The organism is Bradyrhizobium liaoningense, from assembly GCF_018130955.1.
GTDB classification, from domain to species: Bacteria; Pseudomonadota; Alphaproteobacteria; order Rhizobiales; family Xanthobacteraceae; genus Bradyrhizobium; species Bradyrhizobium liaoningense_C.
This window is the reverse complement of the sequence record NZ_JAFCJM010000017.1, coordinates 61,886-84,861: the sequence shown is the minus strand read 5'-3', so window position 1 is coordinate 84,861 and position 22,976 is coordinate 61,886. Positions and strand designations below refer to the sequence as shown.

The window sequence follows — 22,976 nt, the reverse complement described above, 5'->3', positions numbered from 1 at the left end:
AGCGCTCTAGCGCTCCTCACTTTTAATGCTTTGGAGAGTTGGCATACTTCCGGATTTCAAGTCTGGCAATGGCGCGATTATGCACCTCGTCCGGACCGTCGGCGAGACGCAGCGTGCGGATGCCGGCATAGTCCTTGGCAAGACCAGCTTCGTCGGAGACGCCGGCGCCGCCATACGCCTGGATCGCCTCGTCGATGATCTTCAGCGCCATGTTCGGAGCTGCGACCTTGATCATGGCGATTTCGGCCTGCGCGGTCTTGTTGCCGACCTTGTCCATCATGTCGGCGGCCTTGAGACACAGCAGGCGCGTCATCTCGATGTTGGTGCGGGCTTCGCCGATGCGCTGCTCCCACACGCTGTGCTCGACGATCTTCTTGCCGAAGGCGGTGCGCGACATCAGCCGCTTGACCATCTTCTCCAGCGCTTCCTCGGCCTTGCCGATGGTGCGCATGCAGTGATGGATGCGGCCCGGACCGAGACGGCCCTGCGCGATCTCGAAGCCGCGGCCCTCCCCTAACAGGATGTTTTCCTTCGGCACGCGCACGTTCTCGAGCAGCACCTGGGCGTGGCCGTGCGGCGCGTCATCGAAGCCGAACACCGGCAGCATCTTCTCGACCTTGATGCCGGGCGTGTCGAGCGGAACCAGGATCTGCGACTGCTGCTGATGCTTTGCGGCGTTGAGATCGGTCTTGCCCATCAGGATCGCGATCTTGCAGCGGGGATCGCCGACGCCGGATGACCACCATTTGCGGCCATTGATGACGTAGTGGTCGCCGTCGCGCTCGATGCGGGTCTCGATGTTGGTGGCGTCGGAGGACGCGACCGCCGGTTCCGTCATCAGGAAGGCGGAGCGGATCTCGCCGTCCATCAGCGGACGCAGCCATTTGCGCTTCTGCTCCTTGTTGCCGTAGCGGATCAGCACTTCCATGTTGCCGGTGTCGGGCGCCGAGCAGTTGAAGACTTCCGAGGCCCAGGCGATGTGACCCATCTGCTCCGAGAGCAGCGCGTATTCCAGATTGGTCAATCCCGCGCCGCGGAATTCGTCGTCCTCATGCTCGGACGGCGGCATGAACATGTTCCAGAGGCCTTCGGCCTTCGCCTTCTTCTTGAGGTCTTCGAGGATCGGGATGACCTTCCAGCGCTCGCCGCTCTCGTCCTGCTGCTTGTAGATCGGAACCGCCGGGCGCACGTGCTTGGTCATGAAGGACTGCACGCGATCGAGCCATTCCTTCTGCTTGGGCGACATATCGAAGTCCATGGGACGCTCCTCGTTTCTTGGCCGTTTCTTGGCCGAACAATCTTTTGCGCCGGACTGTCCTCCCGCATGGTCAGGCCCGCAATCGTGTTGCCTGCGGGCTGGCCCTAAGGAACCGTGTCGCAGTTGCGACTGGTTCGCTGTTGCGGATTGACTTTTCCCGGCCTTCAAACGATAGTTTCATACAACTGTTTGAATTGCAACTCCCCGCTCTCGAGGTCCCCATGGCGAGCGATCATACGAGGTCTGCCATTCTCGCCGCCGCCGAACGGCTCTATGCCGACCGCGGTTTTGGCGACGTGACGTTGCGCGACATCGTTGCTGAGGCGAACGTCAACCTCGCGGCCGTGAATTACCATTTCGGTTCGAAGGACGAATTGATCGCCGAACTGTTCGTGACGCGAAGCATCGCGCTCAATCGCGAGCGCCTGGCCGAGCTCAAGGCGGCGGAAGAACAAGGCGGCGGCCGCGCGCCGATCGACGTGATCCTGCGCGCCCTCGTCGGCCCGACCCTGCACGGCTGCCTCGGCCCCGCGAACCAGCGGTCCACCGCGGCGCGCTTCATGATCCGCGCCTCGATTGAATCCGTGCCGCCGATCCGCCGCATCAAGAACCGCGAGATCGACCATTTGCGCAAGTTCGCCGCCGCGATGCGGCGCGCACTGCCCGATCGCAGCGATGAGGAGATCTACTGGGGCCTGCACTTCGCGCTCGCCATGGCGCACCACACCATCCGTGAGAGCGAGCGGCTGACCAAGCTGTCAGACGGTCAATGCGATCTCGATGATGTCCAGGGGATTATCGACCGCGTGGTATCGGTGTCGGTGATGGCGCTGACCGCGGGCAAGGCGAAAAGCAAGGCGCCGCCCGCGCGGCCCGCAGTGCTGCACGGACGCCTGACGCGCGAGGATTTTTGAGGCCGGCGCCGGCTCACATCATTGCGATGCAATCGATCTCGACGTCGAAGGGGCCGAACCATTCCGGCGTGCAGACGAAGATCCGCGCCGGCGGGTCAGTCGGGAAATAGCGCGCATAGACCGCGTTGAACGCGGCGAAGTGCCTTGTCGACGTGCAGTACACGTTGCACTTCATGACATTGTCGAGGCTCGCGCCCGCCGTCTCCAGGCACAGCTTCATCTGCTCCATGATCAGCTCGCTCTGCCGCTCGATCGGCGCCTCCGCGATCTCGCTCGTCTCGGGGTCGAAGGGCGGCAACCCCGCAACAAAGATCATGCTGCCGGCGCGCGTCACCGGCGAGGTCGGCGCCTTCCGGCGGTCGAGAAAGGACGAGATCGGTTCGACGCGGAGCGCTTCGCGTTTCATGGGTGGCCACCTTCGGTTCGAGCGAGAGTGACGCCTGACTACATTATTATGTAGCCGGCATGCTTCGCTTCCGATCGAAGTGTGGGGTTACGCCCCCTGGGGCATCTCCTCAGCTTCTTCCTTGGCCAGCAGGAGGAGCATCTCGATGCCCATGTCGCCTTCCTGGGGGGAGCGGATGAATTCGATTTCGTTGGCGCTCTTTTGCAGCGCGGCGATGATTGCGACCGCCTGATTGGCCGTCGCGGCCTCGGTCGCCAGGATCGCCTTCTGGTTCTTCGCCTGAAACCCGATCGTATAGGACATTCTTTTGTTTCCCCCGAACGCTGATGCGCCAGTTCGAAGATCGAACCAGAGTCGCACGCAATGCGAAAGATGGGGCGACTACGGACGAGGTGTCGCTGGCAAACTTTACACAAGCTTAAGCATCGCGCGCGCCTCGTCGGCCGAAGCGATGCTGGCGCCGAGGCTCTTCAAAATGCCGGCCGCATGCGCGACCAGTTCCGCATTGGTCTTCGCCAGCACGCCTTTGGACATATAGAGATTGTCCTCCATGCCGACGCGAACGTGGCCGCCGAGCAGGAAGGCCTGCGCCACCATCGGGAACTCGGCGCGGCCGATGCCGAAACCGGACCAGATCGCGCCCGGCGGCAGCAGGCCGCGGGCGTAGAACATCGTCTCCGGCGTCGCGGAAAACCCATATTTGACGCCGAGCACCAGCGAGAACAGGCCCGGCCCATTCAGCGTGCCGTCATTGAAGAGATCGCGCGCAAGGTGGCAGTCGCCCGAGTCGAACAGCTCGATCTCCGGCAGCACGCCGGCCGCCTTCATCCGCTCGGCCATGATGCGGACGTTGCGCGGCGTATTGATCACGACCTCGCCGCCGGAATTCATGGTGTTGAGATCGAGCGTGCAGATGTCGGGTTTCAACAGCTCGATATGCTCGACGCGCTTCTCCGGTTGCATCAGGGTGGTGCCGGGGCCTGCGATCTTGGGATCTTCATGCGAGGGCACGAACCGCCCGCCCGGCCCCGTCGTCAGGTTGATGATGAGCGATTTGTTGCGGGCGCGGATCTTTTCCATCACCTCGCGATAGAGGTCGATTGCCATCGAGGGACGACCGGTGGCGGGATCGCGCACGTGGATGTGGACGATCGCAGCGCCGGCCTCCGCCGCCTCCAGCGCGGAGGTTGCGATCTGCTCCGGGGTGATGGGGAGATATCGCGACTGCTCGGGCTTTGTCAGGTTGCCGGTGATGGCGCAGGTGATGATGGTTTTGCCTGATGTCATGCGGTGTTGTCCCCAATGTAACGCACGCCACGAGTGGTGGCCTCTGCCCTTCTCCCCTTGTAGGAGAAGGTGGCGCGAAGCGCCGGATGAGGGGTTTTATCCGCGAGCTCACTGGCAGTGTCGCACGCGGATAAAACCCCTCACCCGTCTCGCCGCTAGGCGGCGAGCCACCCTCTCCCACAAGGGTAACACCACGCTAAATGACACCCTGCTTCTTCAGCGTCTCGATCTTGTCGGCATCATAGCCGAGGCCGGTGCCAAGCACCTCCTGGGTGTGCTCCCCCAGCAGCGGCGGGGCGCGATAGTCGGTGATGGGGGTTTCCGAGAAGGTCAGCGCGTTGCGGATCAGCGACAGATCCGGCTCGAACTTGTGCCTGGTCTTCACCCGCATGCCGCGCGACTGGACGTGGGGATCGCTAAAGACCTGCTCGAAATTGTTGATCGGGCCTGACGGCACGCCGGCCTCCTCCAGCTTGTCCAGCCAGTACGCGACTGGCTTCTTGAGGAACAGGCCGGCAAAAATCGCCATGATCTCCTTGCCGTGCACGACGCGGTCATTGTTCTTGAGGAAGCGCTTGTCGTTGGCGAGCTCGGGCTCGCCGAGCACCGCGCAGGTGCGCTGGAACTGGCCGTCATTGCCGACCACCAGCATCAATTCGCCGTCGGTGCAACGGAACACGCCGGCCGGCATGCCGCCATTGCCCCAGGTGCCGCGCCGCGGCGGGGTCACGCCGTTGACGAGGTAGATCTGGAGCCAGTGGCTGAGCGAGGCAATCACGGTGTCGAACAGGCAGACGTCGAGATGCTGCCCGACGCCGCCATTGGCGTCGCGATGGTAGAGGGCCGAGAGAATCCCGATCGAGGTGTTCATGCCGGTCATGTAATCGACGATGGAGGGGCCGACCTTCATCGGGCCCTCGCCCGGCTCGCCGTCCATGTGGCCGGTGACGCTCATCAGGCCGCCCATCGCCTGCAGGATGGCGTCGTAGCCGGCGCGCGGCGCATATGGGCCAGTCTGGCCGAAGCCGGTCACCGAGCAATAGATGATGCCGGGATTGATCTTCTTGATGGTCTCGTAATCGAGCCCGTAGCGCTTGAGGTCGCCGACCTTGTAGTTCTCCATGAAGACGTCGACGCCCTTGGCGAGCTCGCGGATGATCTCCTGCCCTTCGGGCTTGGCGATATTGACGGTGACCGACTTCTTGTTGCGGTTGGCGCAGAGGTAGAAGGAGTTGTTGTTGTTCGCCTTGCCCTCGGGATCGCTGAGGTAAGGCGGGCCGAAGGCGCGCGCGTCGTCGCCGGTGCCGGGCCGCTCGATCTTGATCACCTCCGCGCCGAGGTCGCCCAGCATCTGGGCCGACAACGGCCCGGCGAGCACGCGCGTGAGATCAAGGATCTTGATGCCTGAGAGCGGCAGGGCCGACATGAAGGTTTCCTCCGGGAACTGATGTTGGCGCGGCGGGGCCGATCCCGCACCACGCCTCCTGCGGATACACTATTTTGGGACGGCGAGCCCTGCACTGGTGTCATGCGGCTATCCGCCTCCCCGCACGGGAGGCCCTATTTCCGCGCCACATGAATATCCAGCCAGCCGAGGCCATTCACCGTCAGATGGTCGCCGGCGTTGATCACGACGGTGGTGGTCTCGGCCTCGATGATGGCGGGGCCTTGCAGCGTCTCGCCGGGCTGGAGGTCGTCGAGCGCGTAGACTGCGACGTCCAGCCAGGCGCCGAGGAAGGCCTGCCGTTTCGACCGCGGCTTGATCGGGGCAGCAGAGCTGCCCTGCTTCTCCGTCACCTCACCGGCCGAGACGCTGCCGATCGCCGCGACGCGGGCGTTGACGAACACGACCTCCTGGTCGCGCGAGGAATAGGTGTAGAGCTCCTCGTGGCGGCGGTGGAAGCGATCCTCGATCTCGGCAATCAGGTTCTCGGAATTGAGGTTCACGTCGCTGAGGGGAACGTCGATCTCAAAGATCTGCTCGCCATAGCGCATCTCGGCGGAGCGCTCGATGGCGACGGGGCCGTCGAACCAGCTCTTGAGGCGCTCCACGGTGCGCGTCTCGAGGCCCGCAAAAATGTCGCGGATCTCCGCCGCCGTGGTGCGCGCGCCGGTTTCGAAATGGGTGCGGCTCGCTTCATAGCGCACATCGCTCGTCAGCATGCCCCAGGCAGACAGCACCGAGGCGGTGGTCGGCACGATGACTCTGACGATGTCGAGCTCGCGCGCGACCTCGGCGGCATGCAGGCCCGCAGCGCCGCCGAAACTCAGCAGCGCAAAGCGGCGGGGATCGACGCCACGGCGCAAGGTCATGAGCCGGATGCCATCGGCCATCTTGAGGTTCACCAGGCGGAAGATGCCGGTCGCGGCCTGCGTGCGATCGATGCCAAGGGTGGCCGCGACGCGGTCGACCGCGGCTTCCGCCGCAGCAGTGTCGAGCGGACGGCGTCCGCCCATGAAGGCCTTTGCGTCGAGATAGCCGAGGATGACGTTGGCGTCGGTGACGGTCGGCGCCTCGCCGCCATTGCCGTAGCTGGCCGGTCCGGGCATCGCGCCCGCGCTCTCCGGACCGACGCGGAAGATGCCGCCGGCATCGACGGACGCGATCGAGCCGCCGCCGGCGGCGATGCTGGCGATATCGAGCGAGCGCAGCGCGATGCGCTGGCCCGCAAGCCCGCCGTCGGCGGAAAGCGACATCGCTCCATCAGTGATCAAGGAGATGTCGGTCGAGGTGCCGCCCATGTCGAAGGCGACGAGATCGGGAAGCCCGAGCATCTCGCCGCAACGCCGGCAGCCGGCCATGCCGCCGGCCGGGCCCGACAGCACGGTCGCCGCCGCAAGCCGCGCGGCCTCCTCGACCGGCGCCATGCCCCCATGGGAGAGGATGATGAAGAGCGATCCCGCAAGACCGGCCTCGCGCAGCCGCTCTTCGAGACGGGTCAGATAGCGCCGCACGATCGGGCCGACATAGGCGTTCACGACCGTGGTCGAGACGCGCTCATATTCCTTGATCTGCGGTAGCACGTCGCTGGAATGCGACACGCTGACATCGGGCAGTTCGCGCGAGATCCGCTCCGCAGCGGCGATCTCATGCGTGGCGTTGCGATAGGAATGCAGGAAGCAGATCGCCACCGACGTGACGCCGGCGCCGCGGATCGCGGCAATTGCGTCATCGAGGGATTTTTCGTCGAGCGGCGTCATCACCTCGCCATTCGGCTTCAGCCGTTCGCGTACGCCAAAACGCAGCTCGCGCGGCACCAGTGGCTCGGGCGGCGGCGAGCGCAGATCGTAACGGTTGGGCTTGAGGCCCTCGCGCATCTCCAGCACGTCGCGATGGCCTTCGGTGGTGAGCAGCGCGACCTTTGCGCCCTTGCGCTCCAGGAGCGCATTGGTCGCAACCGTCGTTCCGTGCACGAGGCGCTGGGTCTGCGCCAGCATGTTGGCCGTGGCAAGACCAAGCCGGCGCGCGAGCTCGTCGAGGCCTGCCATGACGCCGATCGACTGGTCCTGCGGCGTGGACGGCGACTTTGCAAAGGTCGTGCGGCCGGCCGCGTCGATGGCGACGAGATCGGTGAAGGTGCCGCCGACGTCGACGCCGATGATCAACTTGCTCAACGCGACATTCCCTTCACTGCATCGTCAGTCACCAGGCCCTGCAGCCGGTCGCGCTCGCGCGCTTCCGGCGCACGCTTCTCCGGCGGACCAAAACCGCCTCCACCGGCCGAGCGCACCTCCAGGCAATCGCCGGGCATGATCTCGATGCCGGTCTCCTTGGTGCGCAATTCGCGCGGCGCCTTGCCCTGCGACAGCAGGCGATAATGGTGCGGCCTGGAATCCTTGCCGCCGAGCATGCCGGCCGAGCCGTGCCTGATACCCTCGCCCGCGGTGTTGCCGAGCGCCGGCTTCTCGGTCTCGAACACGAGGTCGAGCGCGACACCGAGGCCGCCGCGATACTGGCCGTCGCCGCCGGAATTTTCGAGAAACTCATGGCGGCGGAAGTGCAGCGGAAAGCGCGCCTCGGCCACCTCGATGCTGCCGAACTTCAACCCGCCGACCGAGTGCCATTCGCCGATCGAGGACCAGCCGTCGCCGCCGGGCGAAGCGCCGCCGCCGGGACGGGCGTGAAAGAGATGCCAGATGAAGCCGCGGCCGGTGCGCGGGTTCTCGCCCTTCACGGCGATCCGGAATCTGCGGCCCCAGCCGGCCATGACGCGGTCGGGACAGGAGCCGGCGAGCGCCTTGATCACGGCTTCGACGATTTCGTTGGAGGGGTGACTGGTGCAGAGCGTCACCGGCAAGCCCGGATCCGCCCAGACGATGGTGCCCTGCTTCGCCACCACTTTCAGCGGCCGCAGCGCGCCGGAGTTTTTCGGCGTGTCGGGATCGATGAGATAGGCGAACGCCATCACCACGGCTGCGTGCATGTTGGCATGCGAGGAGTTGACGAAGCTCTGGGCCTGCGGATCGGAGTCGGAGAGATCGACCTCGATGTCGCTGCCGCGTTTCGTCACTTTTGCCGCGATGCGGATATCCCTGCGATCGCGGCCGTCGTCATCGAGGAACGCCTCGCCATAGAAGGTGCCGTCTTTCCACGTCGCCACGACAGCGCGGGCCTGCTGCTCGGCGGCGTCAAGCACGGCCTCGACCGCGGCCTCGACGACGTCAGCGCCCATCTCAGCAAATAGCTTTGCCATCCGCCGTTCGCCAAGATGCGCCGCGCCGATCATGGCGGCAAGGTCGCCGTGAAAATCATGCGCATTACGCGTGTTGAGCGCCAGCATGTCCAAAATGTCGTCGCGCACGCGCCCGGCCTCGTAGAGCTTAATTGGCGGGATGCGGATGCCTTCCTGCCAGATCTCGGTCGCATCCGGATTGTAGGCGCCGTGGGTGGCGCCGCCGATGTCGCTCTGATGCGCGCGCACAATGCTCCAGAACAGCCGCCGCGCGCCTGCAAAGATCGGCACGAACACGGTCACGTCAGGCAGATGGCTGCCACCGTGATAGGGGTCGTTCATCAGGATGACGTCGCCCGGCACGACGTCCTTAAAGCGCTCCTCGACCGCGCGTGTCGCCCATGGCAGCGCGCCGACATGAACGGGAATGTGGTCGGCCTGCGCGATCAGCCGCGCATCGACGTCGCACACGGCAAGCGAGAAATCGCGGCTGGAGTTGAGGATCTGCGAATAGGAGGTGCGCAGCATCGCCTCGCCCATTTCCGTGACGATCGAGCTCAACCGGTGCTGGACCACGGAGCGGGTGATGGGATCGACGGCGGGGGAAGTCATGGGGCCTCGGAATCGCGTTTGATGCACACTAAGCGAGCGCTCGTCCGATGCGAATGGCGCACTGGGCATGCAGGGATTTGCTTTTCGCAATACCGGGCTGGATCGCCGCGACCAAAAGGCCGCGCAGCCCCGAACGATTGACATGGATCATTCAATGGTCCAATATAAAACCAAGGAAAGGCAATGACATGCGGGTTTCCGTCACCGATGCCAAGGGACAACTGACCGAGCTCGTCCGCCGCGCGGAAGCCGGTGACGAAGTCATCCTGACGCGGCATGGACACGCGGCGGTGAGGCTCGTCCCGGTCAAGGTTCCGCCAGATCGCGCGACCCGACGATCCGTCATGGAAGCCGTACGCAAGGCCGGCGCGGCCAAGGCAACGCCCGGACCGAGCGCGGCGCGGAGCCAGGACTTTCTCTTTGACGACGACGGCCTGCCGAAATGATCGCCGTCGACACGTCGGCGCTGATGGCGATCCTGCTCGATGAACCACAAGCCGATGCCTGCATGGCGGCGCTGGAAGCTGCTGATGAAATCCTGATCTCAGCCGGCACCGTCGCTGAGAGCCTGATCGTAGCTGGGCGCCGCAACGTCGGCGACGAAATGGCCAACCTCATCGACGGCATCGGGGCCAACGTCATTGCACTGACGCAAACCTCCGCTGAACGTGTCGCGCGGACCTATGCGCGCTGGGGCAAGGGTATCCACCCTGCCGGTCTCAACCTTGCCGACTGCTTCGCCTACGACGTCGCCAAAGAGCACGCATGCGCGCTGCTTTATGTCGGCAATGAATTTGCAAGAACAGACATCGACAAGGCGATCTAGGCCGAACTGCTGCCGGGCGGCCAAGTGTCTCACGCAGCCGCTGGCGCAACCGCCGGACGCCGGCGTCCGAGCAGCACCAAAATTGCCAGCGACGCGCATGAGCACAGCACGGCAAGGGCCAGAACGCCGCGACTGCCGGTATCGGTGAGCAGGCCAGCAAGCAGCGGCGGCGAGACGGCGGAGGCGAGATTGAGCGGCAAGGCGATCATCGACATCGCCTTGGCGAATTCGGTCTGGTCGTAGAAGACGAGCGGGATCGTCGCGCGTGCGACCGCGAGTGCGCCGCTGCCCGCGCCGTAGAGCAGGATGAAGACAGCGACCGCCCAGCGCGAGCCCTCGCTCGCCATCAGGATCAGCATCGCGACGGGCAGCGCGGTGCCCGCCACCATCCCCGTGGTGATGCCGTCCCACCGGCCGCGGCCGAGAAAGTCGATGCCGCGGGCGCTGATCTGGATCAAGCCGAGCATGGAGCCGAAGGCGACGGCCTCCGCCGGCGAGAGCCCTTCCGCTTTCAGGAGCTCGATGAGGATCGCACCGAGGCCGAATTGCACGAAGGCGTTGAGGACGAGCGCGGAGACCACCAGGCTGAAGGTGCTCCTGGGAATCGGAGACGCATCGGCAGCCTTCGCCTGTGCCGCATCCTCATGTACCACCCTGCCCCGACGCGGAACGAAAAACATATACAAGGGCAGACTGACGAGGATCAGGACGGCGGCAAAGACGAGCGCCGTACCGCGCCAGCCGACGAGGTCATTCAGAAACGAGGTGGTCGGCCAGAAGATGCTGCTGGACAGACCCGTCACCAACATGAGCGCGCCGATGGCGCTCTTGGCCTGACGTCCCGCTACTTCGTTCAGCATGATGTAGGCGCCGGTCGAGAGCGTGGCGCTGCCGGCAATACCGAGGATCGACCAGGCGACGAAATAAAGCATTGGCTCCCGGGCAAGGGACAAGAGAACAAAGCCCGGAGCGGCAACGATCGTACCGGCCATCATGACGCGCCGCGCACCGTGGCGCGTGAACGCCTTGGCGAGCCAGGGCGCGCATAGTCCCATCGCCACGTACAAGACCGACGTCCCCGCGAACACCGCCGACAGACTCATTTGCAGATCGGCGGCAATCTCGCGGCTGACGATAGCCGGAAGACCGATCGTGCCCCACCCGATGAGCTGGGTGACGGCGAGCACCGCGAGAACGCCGAGCAGTTTCCTATCAAATTTCACGCGAGCTATTCCGCCTCGGTCCCGGCGTGACCGCCGTTCATCCGATACACCATTTCGCGCGCATCCCGCATTGCGTGCACGGCATGCGGCTATCCCGGCCGAGCGCGCAATCGGACGTTGACAGGGATACGCGGCCTGGAACCGCCACGCGGCAAAATGCGCGATTTGACAGCGCCGCAAGCGCCGGGCAACTCTTGCGGTTACCGAGAATCACTGATGTCTCACGCTGAGTACGCACCCAAACAAGTCCCGGTTCTGACGCGACTGGTGACGGCGTTGCGCCAGATTCCCGTCGTGGAGTTTGCGGTCGCAAAGTTCAGGTCGTTGCTTCGCGGTCGAACGAACACAGAACCTGTCGCAAGCGAATTGGTGGCTGCGACTCCCGACTCGAACGTCGACAGTCTCGAACCTGCCCCTCCTGCAGCCGAGACGGCCACCCCTGGTGCCATCGACGCCGTCGTCGTCGAAACCGTCACGACGGACAACAGCGAGCACGGCAGCGTGGAGAACCGCACCGTCGAGGCTGCCGCCGTCGGGGTCGATACCGTCAAGTTTGCTTCGGCCGGCGTCGAGCCTGTTGTTGCCGAGACCGTTGAGAGTGACGTAACTCGGGCAATTTCGCCTGAGGCAGAGATCGTCGCGGTCGAATCCTTCGCTCCGGTCGCGGTCGAGCCGGTCGCCACGGATACCGTCGAGAACAACGTTGCTTCGGCAACCGCGCCTGAGATTGAGATCGTCGAGATCGAGCTCATTGCGCCGATCACGGTTGAGCAAGCCCCCGCGGCGACTGAGATCGTTGAAACCGCCGTCCTGGCCGATGTGGTCGAAACCGACAGCGTCGCCGTCGAAGCCGCCGAACCGGCGATCGCCGACGCGACTTCCCTTGCGACTGACATCGTCGAGAGCAGCGCCGTTCAGCCCGTCCCGGCAGAGGCCGACGCCCCCACGCTTCTCGCGGTTGAGCCCGAGACCGTTGCGAGCCAGCCCGCTGAGACTGATATCGTCGCGTTCGCCGTCGTTCCGGACGACGTCATCGAGCCCGTCAGCGTCGTCGCCGAGGTCGCAACGCCGGTCGCACAGCCGAGCGGCCTCTCCGAACGTGAAGAGCTGATCCGCCGTCGCTGGAAGGAAACCGGCGTCAGGATGTGGAACGCGCGGACACATGGCGCCGGACAGGCCGTGCTGTGCATCCAGGGCTCTGTGAAACTGCTGCCGCCAAAGCCCGGCGAGACCATGCCGCAATATGACCGGCTGGAATTCCAATTGGTCGACGGCCGCATCGTTTGCGAGGGTTTTGAGGTCGATGCGCCGGAGGCGCCGCGCCAGCGCGCTTTTGCCAGCGCCGCCGGCTAACCGCGCGCGAATCCGAACCGTTCACCCCGGCGCTAAGAAGCGCGGCTTCAGGCAGTGGGCGTCGCCTCTTCCAGTCAGCAGCGATAGTTCAGCCCCTGAAATCACCGCCCAAGCAATTTTTTGATGCCGGCCAAGCCGATCCGCAGGAACGGGTCCGAATGGATATAGAAATATTTGACGCCCCGCTCGAGCCAGAACGGTAGTTCGTCAGATGTCACGAGCGTCCCAGCGATCTTGCCAGCGGCACGGATCTTCCCGACTGCAAGATCGACCCGCTCCATCACGGCCTGCGGTCGCGGCTGCCCGAACGGCGGAGCCGGCGGATAGCCCATATTCTGGGACAGGTCGCCGGGCCCGATGAAGAAAACATCAATACCCTCCACCGCAAGCAAGGAGTCGATGTCGTCAATCGCCCTGGGCGTCTCGATCATTGCAATGATGAGCCGCTTCTCGTGATCGGCCGGGCAGGCATAGCGCACGGCATCGACAATGGCGCGCGCCTGATCGGCCGTATCGACCATCGGCACCATCAGCCCGTCGGCGCCGGCATTGAGATAGCGGATCAGGAGCGGCCGCTCGTGCGAATGCGGGCGGACGATTGCCGCACCGCCGGCGCCGCGGATCGCCTGCGCGGTCACGCGTACGTCGTCAAAGCTCCAAGTGCCGTGTTCGCAATCGACGAAGATGGCATCCGCACCGAGTTCGACCAGGCGGACGGCGAGCCCCGATGACGCATGATGCGGCGTGAACATGGTGACCGCCTCGCCCTTGGCGAGGCGGTCGCGCAGTTTGGCTCCGTTCATGGCAGATCCTCTTCTCTAGCTCTTCGGCTTGTCGGCAAGGGCCGCGGGCGCGCCGACCCAGCGCGCCGTCTCGATGTCGGCGGACGTGTCGCGCATGAAGGTCGGGCAGATGTGCAACTCGGGAATTACGGCGCCCTTTTGCAGGCTGGCGCAGAGCAAGACCGCGCGCGCCACGTCATGCGGATTGAGCATCACGGCACGCTCGCCTTCGAGCGGTGGCCGCGCGCGATTGTCCATGATCGGGGTGTCGGTCTCGCCGGGCAGGATGGTCGTCGCGCGGATGCCCTGGTTGCGGTAGGTGTTGTGCAGGAAGGTCATGAAATTCTTCACGCCCGCCTTGGCCGCGCCGTAGGCGGCACCGCCGAGCAGGTTCGGATTGACGACGGCGAGCGACGACACGGTGATCACCGTGCCTTCCTTCTTCGCAATCATGTCCTCCAGCACGGCCTGGGTCAGATTAAACACCGCGGTGAGATTGACGTTCACCGTGGCGTTCCATTCGGCCTCGCTGATGAAGCGGGCGTTGAGCACCTTGCTGGCACTGCCGGCGTTGTTGACGAGGATGTCGATCGATCCGACATTGCTCTTCACCCAGGCAACCGTCTCCAGGATCGCATCCCGCGCGGCCACGTCCATCGCGCGAGCGACGGCCTTGCCGCCCGCCTTCTCAATCACCGCGACGACGCCCCGCAGCGGGTCGATCCGGCGCCCGGTCAGGACGACCGTTGCGCCCTCTTGGGCGAGCAGGATCGCGGTCTCGCGCCCGATCCCCGTTCCGGCGCCGGTGACGAGCGCGATCTTTCCATCGAGCAGACCCATGATGCTCCTATTCCGCAGCAGTCGCCGCCACGCTTGAGCGCTGATAGCCGTAAATCTGCCTCGCCGCCGCAGGCGTGATCAACCCCTCGGCAAGATCGAGTTCGATCGAGGCTGCCGCACGCTCGGATGTGCGTCCCCATCCGCCGCCGCCCGGCGTCTCGACCTCCAGTCGGTCACCCGTCTTCAGGACCACCTTGCCTTTCGGGAACTGCGGCTCTCCGTTCCTGGACACCTTGCCGGCACTGCCGGACTTGCCGCCGACGACACCGAAGCACGGATGACGCACGCGCTCGGACGCCAGGTAGATGTTCATCGGGTTGCGCCCGAGATTGCGGAGCACGACGCGCTGACCAAGCCCGCCCCTGCTCTTGCCGGCGCCGCCGGAGCCCGGAATGAGCTCCTTACATTCGGTGAGCGCTGGCACAGTAATCTCGAACATCTCAATCGCGGTGACCCGGCAATTCGACGGAAAGCTCAACGTATCGAGACCGTCAAATTCGGCGCGCGCGCCCTGCCCGCCGTGAAAATTCTGCACGGAGCCATATTGCGTGCCGTCGTCGCGCCGGCCGACGCAGTTGGCGGCCCAGATCGGCGCGCCGCCGCTGTCGCCCATCACCTTGTCCGGCACCACGCCCTCCAACGCCTTGAAGATCAGCGACGGGATGACGTGCCCGATCAGGTTCCGCGAATTGCCCGCCGTCCATTGCTGCGGATTGAGGATGGAGCCGAGCGGCGCCTCGTCGGTGATCGGGGTGATGCAGCCCTCGTTGTTCGGCGTATCCGGGTCGAGCAGACATTTCAGCGCGTAGACCGAATGGGCGTAGCGGTAGTTGGTCCGGCAGTTGATCGAGTGAAGAACCTGCTCGGACGTCCCGGCATAGTCGACGTGGATGGAATCGTCGCGCACGATAACCGCGGCCTTGAGCGTCACGTCGGTGTCGTAGCCGTCGAGCAGGACCTCCGCGGTATAGGTCCCGTTCGGCCATTGCCGGATCGCCCTCCGGGTCTGCGCTTCGGATCGCGTATGGATCGCGTCGGCCAGCCCATCGATACCGTCGAGATCATACTCGTCGAGGAACTTCAGCAATTCGCGCCCCATGACATTGTTGGCCGCGACCATGGATTCGAGATCGCCCATCACCTCGGTCGGAAGGCGAACGGAGGCGGCGATGACGTCGAGCACGTCCTGGTTGGGTATGCCTGCCTTGTGCAGCTTGACGATCGGGAAGCGAATGCCCTCCTCGAAGATGTCGCTGGCTTCCGAATGCAGGGGAGCGCCGCCGATGTCGGGCAGATGTGCGATCGAGCCGGCATAGGCCACAACCTTGCCGTTCTTGAAAATCGGCGTGATCATCGTCACGTCAGGCAGGTGCCCGGTGCCGATCTCTGGATCATTGGTGGCGAGCACGTCGCCTTCTTCCAGGGTCTCGACCGGGAATTTGGGCAGAAAGTATTTTTGCGCGGCCACCGGCAGCGAGGTGATGAACACCGGGATCGACCAGGTGCATTGCGCAAGCGCGCGGCCGCGGCTGTCGAGCAGCACGGTCACATAGTCGTGGTTCTCGCGCACGATCGGCGAAAACGCGGTGCGGCCGAGCACGATGTCGGCCTGATCGGCAATGAAGATCAGGCGATTCCACATCACCTGGAGATTAATGGGATCGTTGAAATCGGCGGCGTTCACGGACATGGGTGCGTCGTCCTCAGGCGAGGTTGATCACGAGATTGCCGTTGATGTCGACGTGAGCGATGCCGCTCGGTCCGACGACCGCAGTCGACTCGCGCTGCTCGACAATGGCCGGACCCTGGATTTCGTCGCCGACCGGCACCTTGTAGTGATCGTAGACCGGCGTTTCGACGAAGCCATTGCGCTCGCTGAAATAGACCGAACGCGAGCCCTTTTTGGCCTCGGCGGCATGTCGCGTGTGGGGGCGGGTCACCTGATCCTTCTGACCGCTGGAGCGCAGGCGCCAGGTGATCACCTCGACAGATGAGCCTGCAACGGTGCGGCCGAACAGCTCGCGATAGAGCTTGTAGAAATTGCCGAGCAGCTCTTCGTGGAACTGCCTTGGCGGGAGCCTACGATCCGGCAGTGCGACCGTGATCTCGTGGCCCTGGCCGACGTGACGCATGTCGACGGTGTAGGTGTTGGTGATCGTCTCCGGCGCGACGCCGGCGGCGCGGACGACCTCCGCGCCTTGCGCGGCGAGATCGCCGAGCAGTCGATCCATCGTCGCAAAATCCCAATTGTCGATCTGCATCGGAAGACTCGCGGAGAGATCGACAGCCACCGGCGCGATCAAAAGGCCGATCGCCGAAGTGACGCCGGCGCCCGTCGGGCAGACGATGCGCTTGATGCCGAGCTTGCGCGCGATGCCATAGGCATGCACGGGACCGGCACCGCCGAAGGCGACCATCGGCAGGCTGCGCGGATCGACGCCGAGGTCGGTCGCATGCACCGCGGCCGCCTTGCTCATGGACTCATTGACGAGGTCGTGGATACCCCAGGCGCAGCGGGAAACGCTGACGTCGAGCGAGGCCGCCAACTTCGTCATCGCCGTCTGGGCGGCTTCCTTCGACACCTTGAACGAGCCTCCGACGAAAGACTCGGTGCCCATGTAGCCGAGCAGGATGTCGGCATCGGTGACGGTCGGCTCGGTGCCGCCGCGCTGATAGGCGGCCGGTCCCGGCATCGCACCTGCCGAACGCGGTCCGACGTCGAGCAGGCCGAGCGGGTTCTTCGCTGCGATCGAACCACCGCCGGCGCCGATCTCGATCATGCGGATTGACTGTATCTTCAGCGGAAAGCCCGAGCCCTTGCGGAAGCGATGATAGTGCGCGACCTCGAGATCGGTGCCGACGGTCGGCTCACCGTTCGGGATCAGGCACAGTTTTGCGGTGGTGCCGCCCATGTCGAAGGACAGCACACTGCCCTCCCCGGCGATGCGGCCGAATTCGGCGGCAGCGACCGCGCCTGCGGCCGGACCGGATTCAATCAGGCGCACCGGCAGTTCCGCGGCGCGGCTGCTCGGCACGAGGCCGCCCGACGAGGTCATCCAGAGCACCTGGCGATTGATCCCCTTGGCGGCGAACTCGCGCTCGAGATGGGCGACGTGTCCCGACATCTGTGGCCGCGTATAGGCGTTGACGACCGTGGTCGAGGCGCGGTCGAACTCACGTACCTCTGGGCAGACCTCCGAGGAGAGCGAGACGAAGATGTCGGAGTTCTCTTCCCGAAGCAGCGCCGCGATGCGCTGCTCGTGGGTCGGATATTTGTAGGCGTGCAGCAGGCAGACCGCGACGGATCTGATGCCCTCCTTGCGCAGCCGGCCGGCGATCTCGCGGACCGTGTCCTCCTCCAGCGCGGTGATGACCTCACCGTCGGCGGAGATGCGTTCGACGGCGCCAAAGCTGTTGGCGCGCGTCACCAGCGGATCCGGATATTTCAGGTTCAGATCGTAGAGGTCGTAACGTCCTTCGTTACGGATGCGCAGCATGTCCTGAAAGCCAGCGGTCGAGATAAAACCGGTCTTGACGCCCTTGCGCTCCAGCACCGCGTTGGTGACCACGGTGGTGGCGCCGAGCACCTGAAGCCCGTCGAGATCGACGACGTCTCCGAATTGTCCGAGCAGCTCGGAGACGCCGCGCACCACGGCCTCGGCAGGGTTGGCCGGCGTGCTCAGCACCTTGTGGAGATGCAGATCGCCCTTGTCGTCGAGCAGCGCGAAATCGGTAAAAGTTCCCCCGGTATCGAATGCGAGCTTGGCCATCTGTTTCCTCGAAGCGATTGTCTTCGAGCGTAGGAAATGAGGTTACGGCCGGCCACCACAACTCCTGTCTGGCGCCATAGGTTTTGTTTATGGCCTGACGAAGTCGACGCGATGCAGCCGCCGCTGCACGCCGGTGCGCGGGCTTTGATCCAGCAGTATTGCCTAGACCGCTTTGATGCCCTGCGGATGGCTGCGCATCAGCTTCTCGACCACGGTCAAGAGCACCGAGCGCGTGGCAAGCGCAGGCTCCGACAGCGGCAGATGGTCGGAGACGCACAAGGAGACAGTGGCCTCGATCGCGGGACGCACCAGCCGCCGCACTTCGACACCGCCAAAGCTCGATGCGGTTGCTGCAACCGAGGCCGGCAGGATGGTCGAGCCAAGACCCTCGGTTACGGCCGCGCCGAGCGCGGAGACGGATTCGATCTCTGAGGCCACGTTCGGCGTCACCCGTGCCCGCGCCAGCGATTCGTCGATCAAGCGCCGCAAGAAATGTCCCTGGCTCGGCAGCAGCAGCTTGACGTCGGCCAGCGCCGACAGCGGCAGCGGTTCATCCGTGGCTTTCTTCGCCGGGTCCGCGCGCGAGACCAGATACAGCTCCTCGCGGAACAGCGGCTGCAGCTTGACGCCCTTGATTGGACCTGAGCCATAGATCATGGCCATGTCCATCTTGCCGGTCATGATCAGCTCGCTCAGTACATGGCCAAAGCTGTCGTTGATATGGACGATGATCTGCGGATGCAGCGTCGACATCTCCTTCAAGATCGGCAGCGACAGCGTGCTCGACGCCGAATAGGTCGCAAGCCCGATCGACACCCGACCGGCCAGCGCTTTGGTCGACTGATCGATGTCGATCTGCGCCTGCTCGATCTGTTTCAGCAGTAATTGAGCGTGCCGGTAGAGGATGAAGCCGGCTTCGGTCGGGACGATGCCGTGATTGCTGCGCAGCAGCAGCTTGTGCTTGAAGTGACTCTCGAGCGCTGCGATCTGCTGCGACAGAGCCGGCTGTGCCGTGCGCAAAAGGCCGGCGGCACGCGAAACGCTGCCGGCATCGACGACCTTGACGAAGCTCTTCAGCTTCCTGAAATCGACGCTCATTTGTGTCGAACGCTGGTCCTGAACCGAGCGGGCAAGGCCCGGGCGGCCATTCATGAAAGCACGGTCTGGATCGGCACTATCCTTTATCTAGCCCATTGATTTCAATCAGTTTCGTTGCATGGGTGCCGATTTGGCGCGAGAGCCGGCTTCACCCTCAGCGCAGCGCCCTGCAGGCCTTCTCTATGCGGTCGCAGGCGTCCTTGATCGCCTCCATCGAGGTCGCAATCGACAGTCGGAAATAGGGGGAGAGCCCGTAGGCGGCGCCCTGCACGGCGGCCACGCCGACATCGTCGAGCAAATAGAGCACGAAGTCGAGATCGTTCTCGATGGCCTTACCGTCCGGCGTGGTCTTGCCGATCACGCCGGCACAGCCGGGATAGAGATAGAAGGCGCCGTCCGGCACCAGGCACGACAGACCGGGGATTGCATTCAGCCGCGCGCAGGCATAGTCGCGGCGTTCCTTGTAGAGCTTGACGCTGTCGCGAACGAACGACTGGTCGCTCGCCAGGGCATGGGCAGCGGCCGCCTGGCTGATCGACGATGGACAGGATGACATCTGCGATTGCAGCTTGTTGATGGCGGCAACCAGCGGTGCAGGACCCGCGGCATAACCGATCCGCCAGCCGGTCATTGCGTAGGTCTTGGACACGCCATTGGCGAGCAGGACGCGATCCTTCAGGGCGGGCACCGCGGCGGCAAGTGTCGTCGCCGGCTCGTCGCGGTACCAGATCTGGTCGTAGATGTCGTCCGATAGCACGAGAACGTTGGGATGGCGGAGCAGCACGTCGCCGATCGCCTTGAGGTCTTCGCGGGAATAGGCCGCGCCGGTCGGGTTCGAGGGCGCATTGAGGATCAGCCAGCGCGTGCGCGGCGTAATCGCGGCCGACAGCGCCTCCGCCGTCAGCTTGAACCCCTGGTTCTCGGAGCAGCGGACGATGATGGGCTTGCCGTCATTGGCAATCACCATATCGGGATAGGAGACCCAATAGGGCGCGGGGATGATCACTTCCGCCCCCTCCTCCACGCTCGCCATCAGCGCAAGGAACAGGATCTGCTTGGCGCCGCCGCCGACGCAGATCTCATTGTCGGCATAGTCGAGGCCAAGACGCCGCTTGTAGTCAGCGATAACAGCCTTGCGCAAGGCGACGGTGCCGTTGACGGCGGTATATTTCGTCTCGCCGCGATCGATCGCCTCATGCGCCGCAGCCTTGACGTGATCGGGTGTATCGAAGTCGGGTTCGCCGATCGCCATGTCGACGATGTCGCGACCGGCGGCCTTCAGCTCGCGCACGCGCGCGGAAGCCGCCGTGGTCGGGGATATCTTGATGCGCGAGACGCGCGCGGCCGGCACGAAGATCGTCACTGTGGTCGTCCTTTGCGTTGCGAATAATGTCAGCGCCCGTCAAGCAGGCGCCCATTGTCAATGTTCGACGTCGGTCTCGCCGCGCATGCGGCCGGTGAGGAAGAGCTCGCCGAGCTCGTCGTGGGTGATGTCGGCGGGACGGCCGTCCCAGATCACCTTGCCGAGTCGCAGGATGACGGCGCGCTGCGCCACCGCCATCGCCTTCTTGGTGTTCTGCTCGACAAGCAAAATGGTCTGGCCGGCGGCGTTGATGCGCAACAGCTCATCGAACACGATGCCGATCGCGGTCGGCGACAACCCGACCGAGGGCTCGTCGACCAGCAGGATTTTTGGCCGCTGCAACACCGCCATGGCGACTTCGAGCAGCTGCTGCTCGCCGCCGGACATGTTGCCCGCGAGCGTGTTGCGACGGGTCTTGAGGATCGGGAAGAGGTCGTAGACATAGTCACGCTCGGCCTTCACCCTGCTGTCGCGCAGCGTATAGGCCGCCATCTGGAGGTTCTCGTCGACCGTCATGACCGGAAAGTTGCAGCGTCCCTGTGGCACGTAGGAGATCCCCTCGGCCAGAATCGCGCGCGATTTGCAGGCGGCGATATCCTTGCCCTGCCAGCCGATGGCGCCGCCCTTGACGGTCGTCAGGCCGTAGAGCGTCTTGAGCAGCGTCGACTTGCCGGCGCCGTTCGGCCCCATCAGCGCGACGAACTGCCCCTGCGGCACGTCGAGATCAACGCCGTTGAGGATATCGAGCGAGCCATAGCCTGCGCGCAGGCCCTTGATCGAAAGAGAAGGTTCAGCCACCGAGATAGGCCTCCCGCACCGCCTGGTTCTGGACGATCTCGTCGGGCGTGCCCTCCGCGAGCTTGCGACCCTGGTCGAGCACGACCACGCGCTTGCACAGGCTCGTTACGACGTCGATGTTGTGCTCGATGATGAGGAAGCTGACGCCGAAGGAGGTGTTGGCGAGCCGGATGCTGTCGACCACACGCTCGATGAGCTTCGGGTTGATTCCGGCCATAGGTTCGTCAAGCAGGATCAGCTTTGGCTCCGGCATCAGCATCGAGGCGAACTGAATCAGTTTTTGCTGCCCCCCGGAGAGCTTGCCCGCCGGCTGGAAACGCACGTCCCAGAGGCCGGCGATCTTGATCAGCTCACGCGCACGTTCTCTGAGCGCTGCGACGCGATTGCGGGCGGCCGCTCCAATTCCGAAGGTCGACAATATCCCGGGGAAAGTGAACATCTGGCCGGCGATGACGAGGTTCTCCTCGATATCGAGCGCGGAGAACACCACGGTCTTCTGGAACGAGCGCAGCATGCGCCCCTCGCGCGCGATGTCGTTCAGCGACCAGCCCGTGATGTCCTGACCGTCGAGCTTCACGGCTCCCGCGCTGGGCCGCGCGAGCCCGGTCACACAATCGAAGAAGGTGGACTTGCCCGAGCCGTTGGGGCCGATCAGGCCACAGATCTCGCCGCGGTCGACATGCAGGTCGACACCGTCGACTGCGCGCACGGCGCCATAGGATTTGCAGAGACCGGAGATATCGAGGATCGGCAGCCCGTTCATTTTCGCTTCTCCAGGAATGACCAGAAGCGGCCGATCAGCGGCGCGAACCCGCTCGGGAACCAGAACACGAGCCCGAGCAGGAAGAAGCCGTAGGCGATCATGCGCAGCTCCGGGGCAACACGCAGCGCTTCGGTGAGGCCGACGAACAGCAGGCTGCCGAAGATGACGCCCGAGATGGTCCCCGCTCCGCCGCCGAGCACGATGATCAGCATCGTCGTCGAGTAGTACATCTGGAAGGTCAGCGGGCTGACCACGGTCAGGTAATGCGCATAGAGGCTACCGCCGAAGCCGGCAAAGGCGGCGCTGATCATGAAGACGACCAGTTTGTAGTACCAGGTCGGGATGCCCACGGATTCAGCAAGCGTCTCGTTCTCGCGAATGGCGATCATGTTGCGGCCGGCGGGCGACCGCACGATCAAATAGACGGCCAGAGTCGCCAGCGCAGCGATGGCGAGCACGAGATAATAGAATCCGACGGTGCCAGAGACCGTGAACGAGGCCGGCCCCAGTGCGAAGTAAGGCTTGGGAATTGCCGCCAGCCCCATGTCGCCGCGCGTCAGGCTGATCCAGTTCTTGGCGATGGCCTGACCGATGATGACGAAGCCGAGTGTGCACATCACGAACGATGTCGCACGCAGCCGCAACGCAGGAATTCCGAGCGGCAGCGCGACCGCACCGGTCACGACGCCGGCCGCGAGGAAATTCAGATAGAATGGCGTGCCGAAATGGACTGCCAGCAGCGCCGACGTATAGGCCCCAATGCCGAAGAACGCAGCCTGCGCCAGCGACAGCAACCCGGTGTATCCCAGCAGCAGGTTGAGACCATGGGCCGGCAGCAGGAAGATCAGCGCGATGATGATCGCGTGCAGCGGGTAATTGCCGAGGAATAGCGGTGCGACGCATGCCAGCGCGACGAGCACGAGGCCAAACGGAACGCGAAAATCCCGTCCCGTTTCAGCAACTGGGAGTTCGGCTGGTGCCATGGTCTGGTCTCGGACGATCTCAGTCAT

At 64.3% G+C, this 22,976-nt stretch carries 21 protein-coding genes; 4 read left to right on the top strand and 17 right to left on the bottom strand.

All coding sequences use genetic code 11. The features are described from left to right. Positions 1-22 precede the first annotated feature (22 nt). Positions 23-1,258, bottom strand: coding sequence for an acyl-CoA dehydrogenase family protein (locus JQ632_RS16800; RefSeq protein ID WP_212403690.1), 1,236 nt, complete (start codon positions 1,256-1,258; stop codon positions 23-25). A 221-nt stretch (positions 1,259-1,479) separates the two neighbouring features. On the opposite strand from JQ632_RS16800, the gene JQ632_RS16795 reads away from it, so the two are divergent. After that, the gene (locus JQ632_RS16795) at positions 1,480-2,172 is read left to right on the top strand and encodes a TetR/AcrR family transcriptional regulator (RefSeq protein ID WP_212403689.1); all 693 of its coding nucleotides are present in this window, start codon (positions 1,480-1,482) and stop codon (positions 2,170-2,172) included. A gap of 13 nt (positions 2,173-2,185) precedes the next feature. On the opposite strand, the gene JQ632_RS16790 is transcribed toward JQ632_RS16795, so the two are convergent. The 6 genes from JQ632_RS16790 to JQ632_RS16765 all read right to left on the bottom strand — a co-directional run bounded on the left by JQ632_RS16790 (position 2,186) and on the right by JQ632_RS16765 (position 9,150). Continuing rightward, positions 2,186-2,578: a RidA family protein gene (locus JQ632_RS16790; protein WP_212403688.1), complete on the bottom strand. Its 393-nt coding sequence runs from the start codon at positions 2,576-2,578 to the stop codon at positions 2,186-2,188. An 87-nt stretch (positions 2,579-2,665) separates the two neighbouring features. After that, the gene (locus tag JQ632_RS16785) at positions 2,666-2,881 is read right to left on the bottom strand and encodes a hypothetical protein (protein ID WP_212403687.1); all 216 of its coding nucleotides are present in this window, start codon (positions 2,879-2,881) and stop codon (positions 2,666-2,668) included. 105 nt (positions 2,882-2,986) lie between these two features. Beyond that, complete coding sequence (locus JQ632_RS16780; RefSeq protein WP_212403686.1) at positions 2,987-3,865, bottom strand: 3-keto-5-aminohexanoate cleavage protein; 879 nt, start codon at positions 3,863-3,865, stop codon at positions 2,987-2,989. Between the two features lie 196 nt (positions 3,866-4,061). Beyond that, positions 4,062-5,291 carry a CaiB/BaiF CoA-transferase family protein gene (locus tag JQ632_RS16775; RefSeq protein WP_212403685.1) on the bottom strand — a complete coding sequence of 410 codons (1,230 nt, stop codon included), beginning with the start codon at positions 5,289-5,291 and terminating at the stop codon, positions 4,062-4,064. 134 nt (positions 5,292-5,425) lie between these two features. Next, positions 5,426-7,480: a hydantoinase/oxoprolinase family protein gene (locus JQ632_RS16770; RefSeq protein ID WP_212403684.1), complete on the bottom strand. Its 2,055-nt coding sequence runs from the start codon at positions 7,478-7,480 to the stop codon at positions 5,426-5,428. Then, positions 7,477-9,150, bottom strand: a complete 1,674-nt coding sequence (locus JQ632_RS16765) for a hydantoinase B/oxoprolinase family protein (protein WP_212403683.1) — start codon at positions 9,148-9,150, stop codon at positions 7,477-7,479. The genes JQ632_RS16770 and JQ632_RS16765 overlap by 4 nt, the downstream gene beginning before the upstream one ends. A gap of 188 nt (positions 9,151-9,338) precedes the next feature. Between JQ632_RS16765 and JQ632_RS16760 the strand changes: the two genes are divergently transcribed. Both JQ632_RS16760 and JQ632_RS16755 read left to right on the top strand, forming a co-directional pair. Then, positions 9,339-9,596 carry a type II toxin-antitoxin system Phd/YefM family antitoxin gene (locus JQ632_RS16760; RefSeq protein WP_212403682.1) on the top strand — a complete coding sequence of 86 codons (258 nt, stop codon included), beginning with the start codon at positions 9,339-9,341 and terminating at the stop codon, positions 9,594-9,596. Further along, positions 9,593-9,976, top strand: a complete 384-nt coding sequence (locus JQ632_RS16755) for a type II toxin-antitoxin system VapC family toxin (RefSeq protein WP_212403681.1) — start codon at positions 9,593-9,595, stop codon at positions 9,974-9,976. Before JQ632_RS16760 ends, JQ632_RS16755 begins: the two co-directional genes overlap by 4 nt. Before the next feature lie 29 nt (positions 9,977-10,005). On the opposite strand, the gene JQ632_RS16750 is transcribed toward JQ632_RS16755, so the two are convergent. Further along, complete coding sequence (locus JQ632_RS16750; RefSeq protein ID WP_409363491.1) at positions 10,006-11,199, bottom strand: MFS transporter; 1,194 nt, start codon at positions 11,197-11,199, stop codon at positions 10,006-10,008. 369 nt (positions 11,200-11,568) lie between these two features. On the opposite strand from JQ632_RS16750, the gene JQ632_RS16745 reads away from it, so the two are divergent. After that, a complete protein-coding gene (locus JQ632_RS16745) occupies positions 11,569-12,552 on the top strand; it encodes a hypothetical protein (protein ID WP_212403680.1) in 984 nt (327 codons plus the stop codon). A gap of 101 nt (positions 12,553-12,653) precedes the next feature. Here the strand turns inward: JQ632_RS16745 and JQ632_RS16740 are convergent, their stop codons facing one another. The 9 genes from JQ632_RS16740 to JQ632_RS16700 form a co-directional block, all read right to left on the bottom strand. Continuing rightward, positions 12,654-13,355, bottom strand: coding sequence for an HpcH/HpaI aldolase/citrate lyase family protein (locus JQ632_RS16740; protein WP_212403679.1), 702 nt, complete (start codon positions 13,353-13,355; stop codon positions 12,654-12,656). 15 nt (positions 13,356-13,370) lie between these two features. Further along, positions 13,371-14,174 carry an SDR family NAD(P)-dependent oxidoreductase gene (locus JQ632_RS16735; RefSeq protein ID WP_212403678.1) on the bottom strand — a complete coding sequence of 268 codons (804 nt, stop codon included), beginning with the start codon at positions 14,172-14,174 and terminating at the stop codon, positions 13,371-13,373. 7 nt (positions 14,175-14,181) lie between these two features. Next, positions 14,182-15,864, bottom strand: coding sequence for a hydantoinase B/oxoprolinase family protein (locus JQ632_RS16730; protein ID WP_212403677.1), 1,683 nt, complete (start codon positions 15,862-15,864; stop codon positions 14,182-14,184). A 13-nt stretch (positions 15,865-15,877) separates the two neighbouring features. Beyond that, positions 15,878-17,944, bottom strand: coding sequence for a hydantoinase/oxoprolinase family protein (locus JQ632_RS16725; protein ID WP_212403676.1), 2,067 nt, complete (start codon positions 17,942-17,944; stop codon positions 15,878-15,880). A 162-nt stretch (positions 17,945-18,106) separates the two neighbouring features. Further along, the gene (gene nac / locus JQ632_RS16720; RefSeq protein ID WP_212403675.1) at positions 18,107-19,042 is read right to left on the bottom strand and encodes a nitrogen assimilation transcriptional regulator NAC; all 936 of its coding nucleotides are present in this window, start codon (positions 19,040-19,042) and stop codon (positions 18,107-18,109) included. 154 nt (positions 19,043-19,196) lie between these two features. Beyond that, positions 19,197-20,405, bottom strand: a complete 1,209-nt coding sequence (locus JQ632_RS16715) for an aspartate transaminase (protein WP_212403674.1) — start codon at positions 20,403-20,405, stop codon at positions 19,197-19,199. A gap of 57 nt (positions 20,406-20,462) precedes the next feature. Further along, a complete protein-coding gene (locus tag JQ632_RS16710; RefSeq protein WP_212403673.1) occupies positions 20,463-21,203 on the bottom strand; it encodes an ABC transporter ATP-binding protein in 741 nt (246 codons plus the stop codon). Then, positions 21,196-21,966: an ABC transporter ATP-binding protein gene (locus JQ632_RS16705; protein ID WP_212403672.1), complete on the bottom strand. Its 771-nt coding sequence runs from the start codon at positions 21,964-21,966 to the stop codon at positions 21,196-21,198. Before JQ632_RS16705 ends, JQ632_RS16710 begins: the two co-directional genes overlap by 8 nt. Next, positions 21,963-22,949 carry a branched-chain amino acid ABC transporter permease gene (locus JQ632_RS16700; RefSeq protein WP_212403733.1) on the bottom strand — a complete coding sequence of 329 codons (987 nt, stop codon included), beginning with the start codon at positions 22,947-22,949 and terminating at the stop codon, positions 21,963-21,965. Before JQ632_RS16700 ends, JQ632_RS16705 begins: the two co-directional genes overlap by 4 nt. Positions 22,950-22,976: the final 27 nt, after the last annotated feature.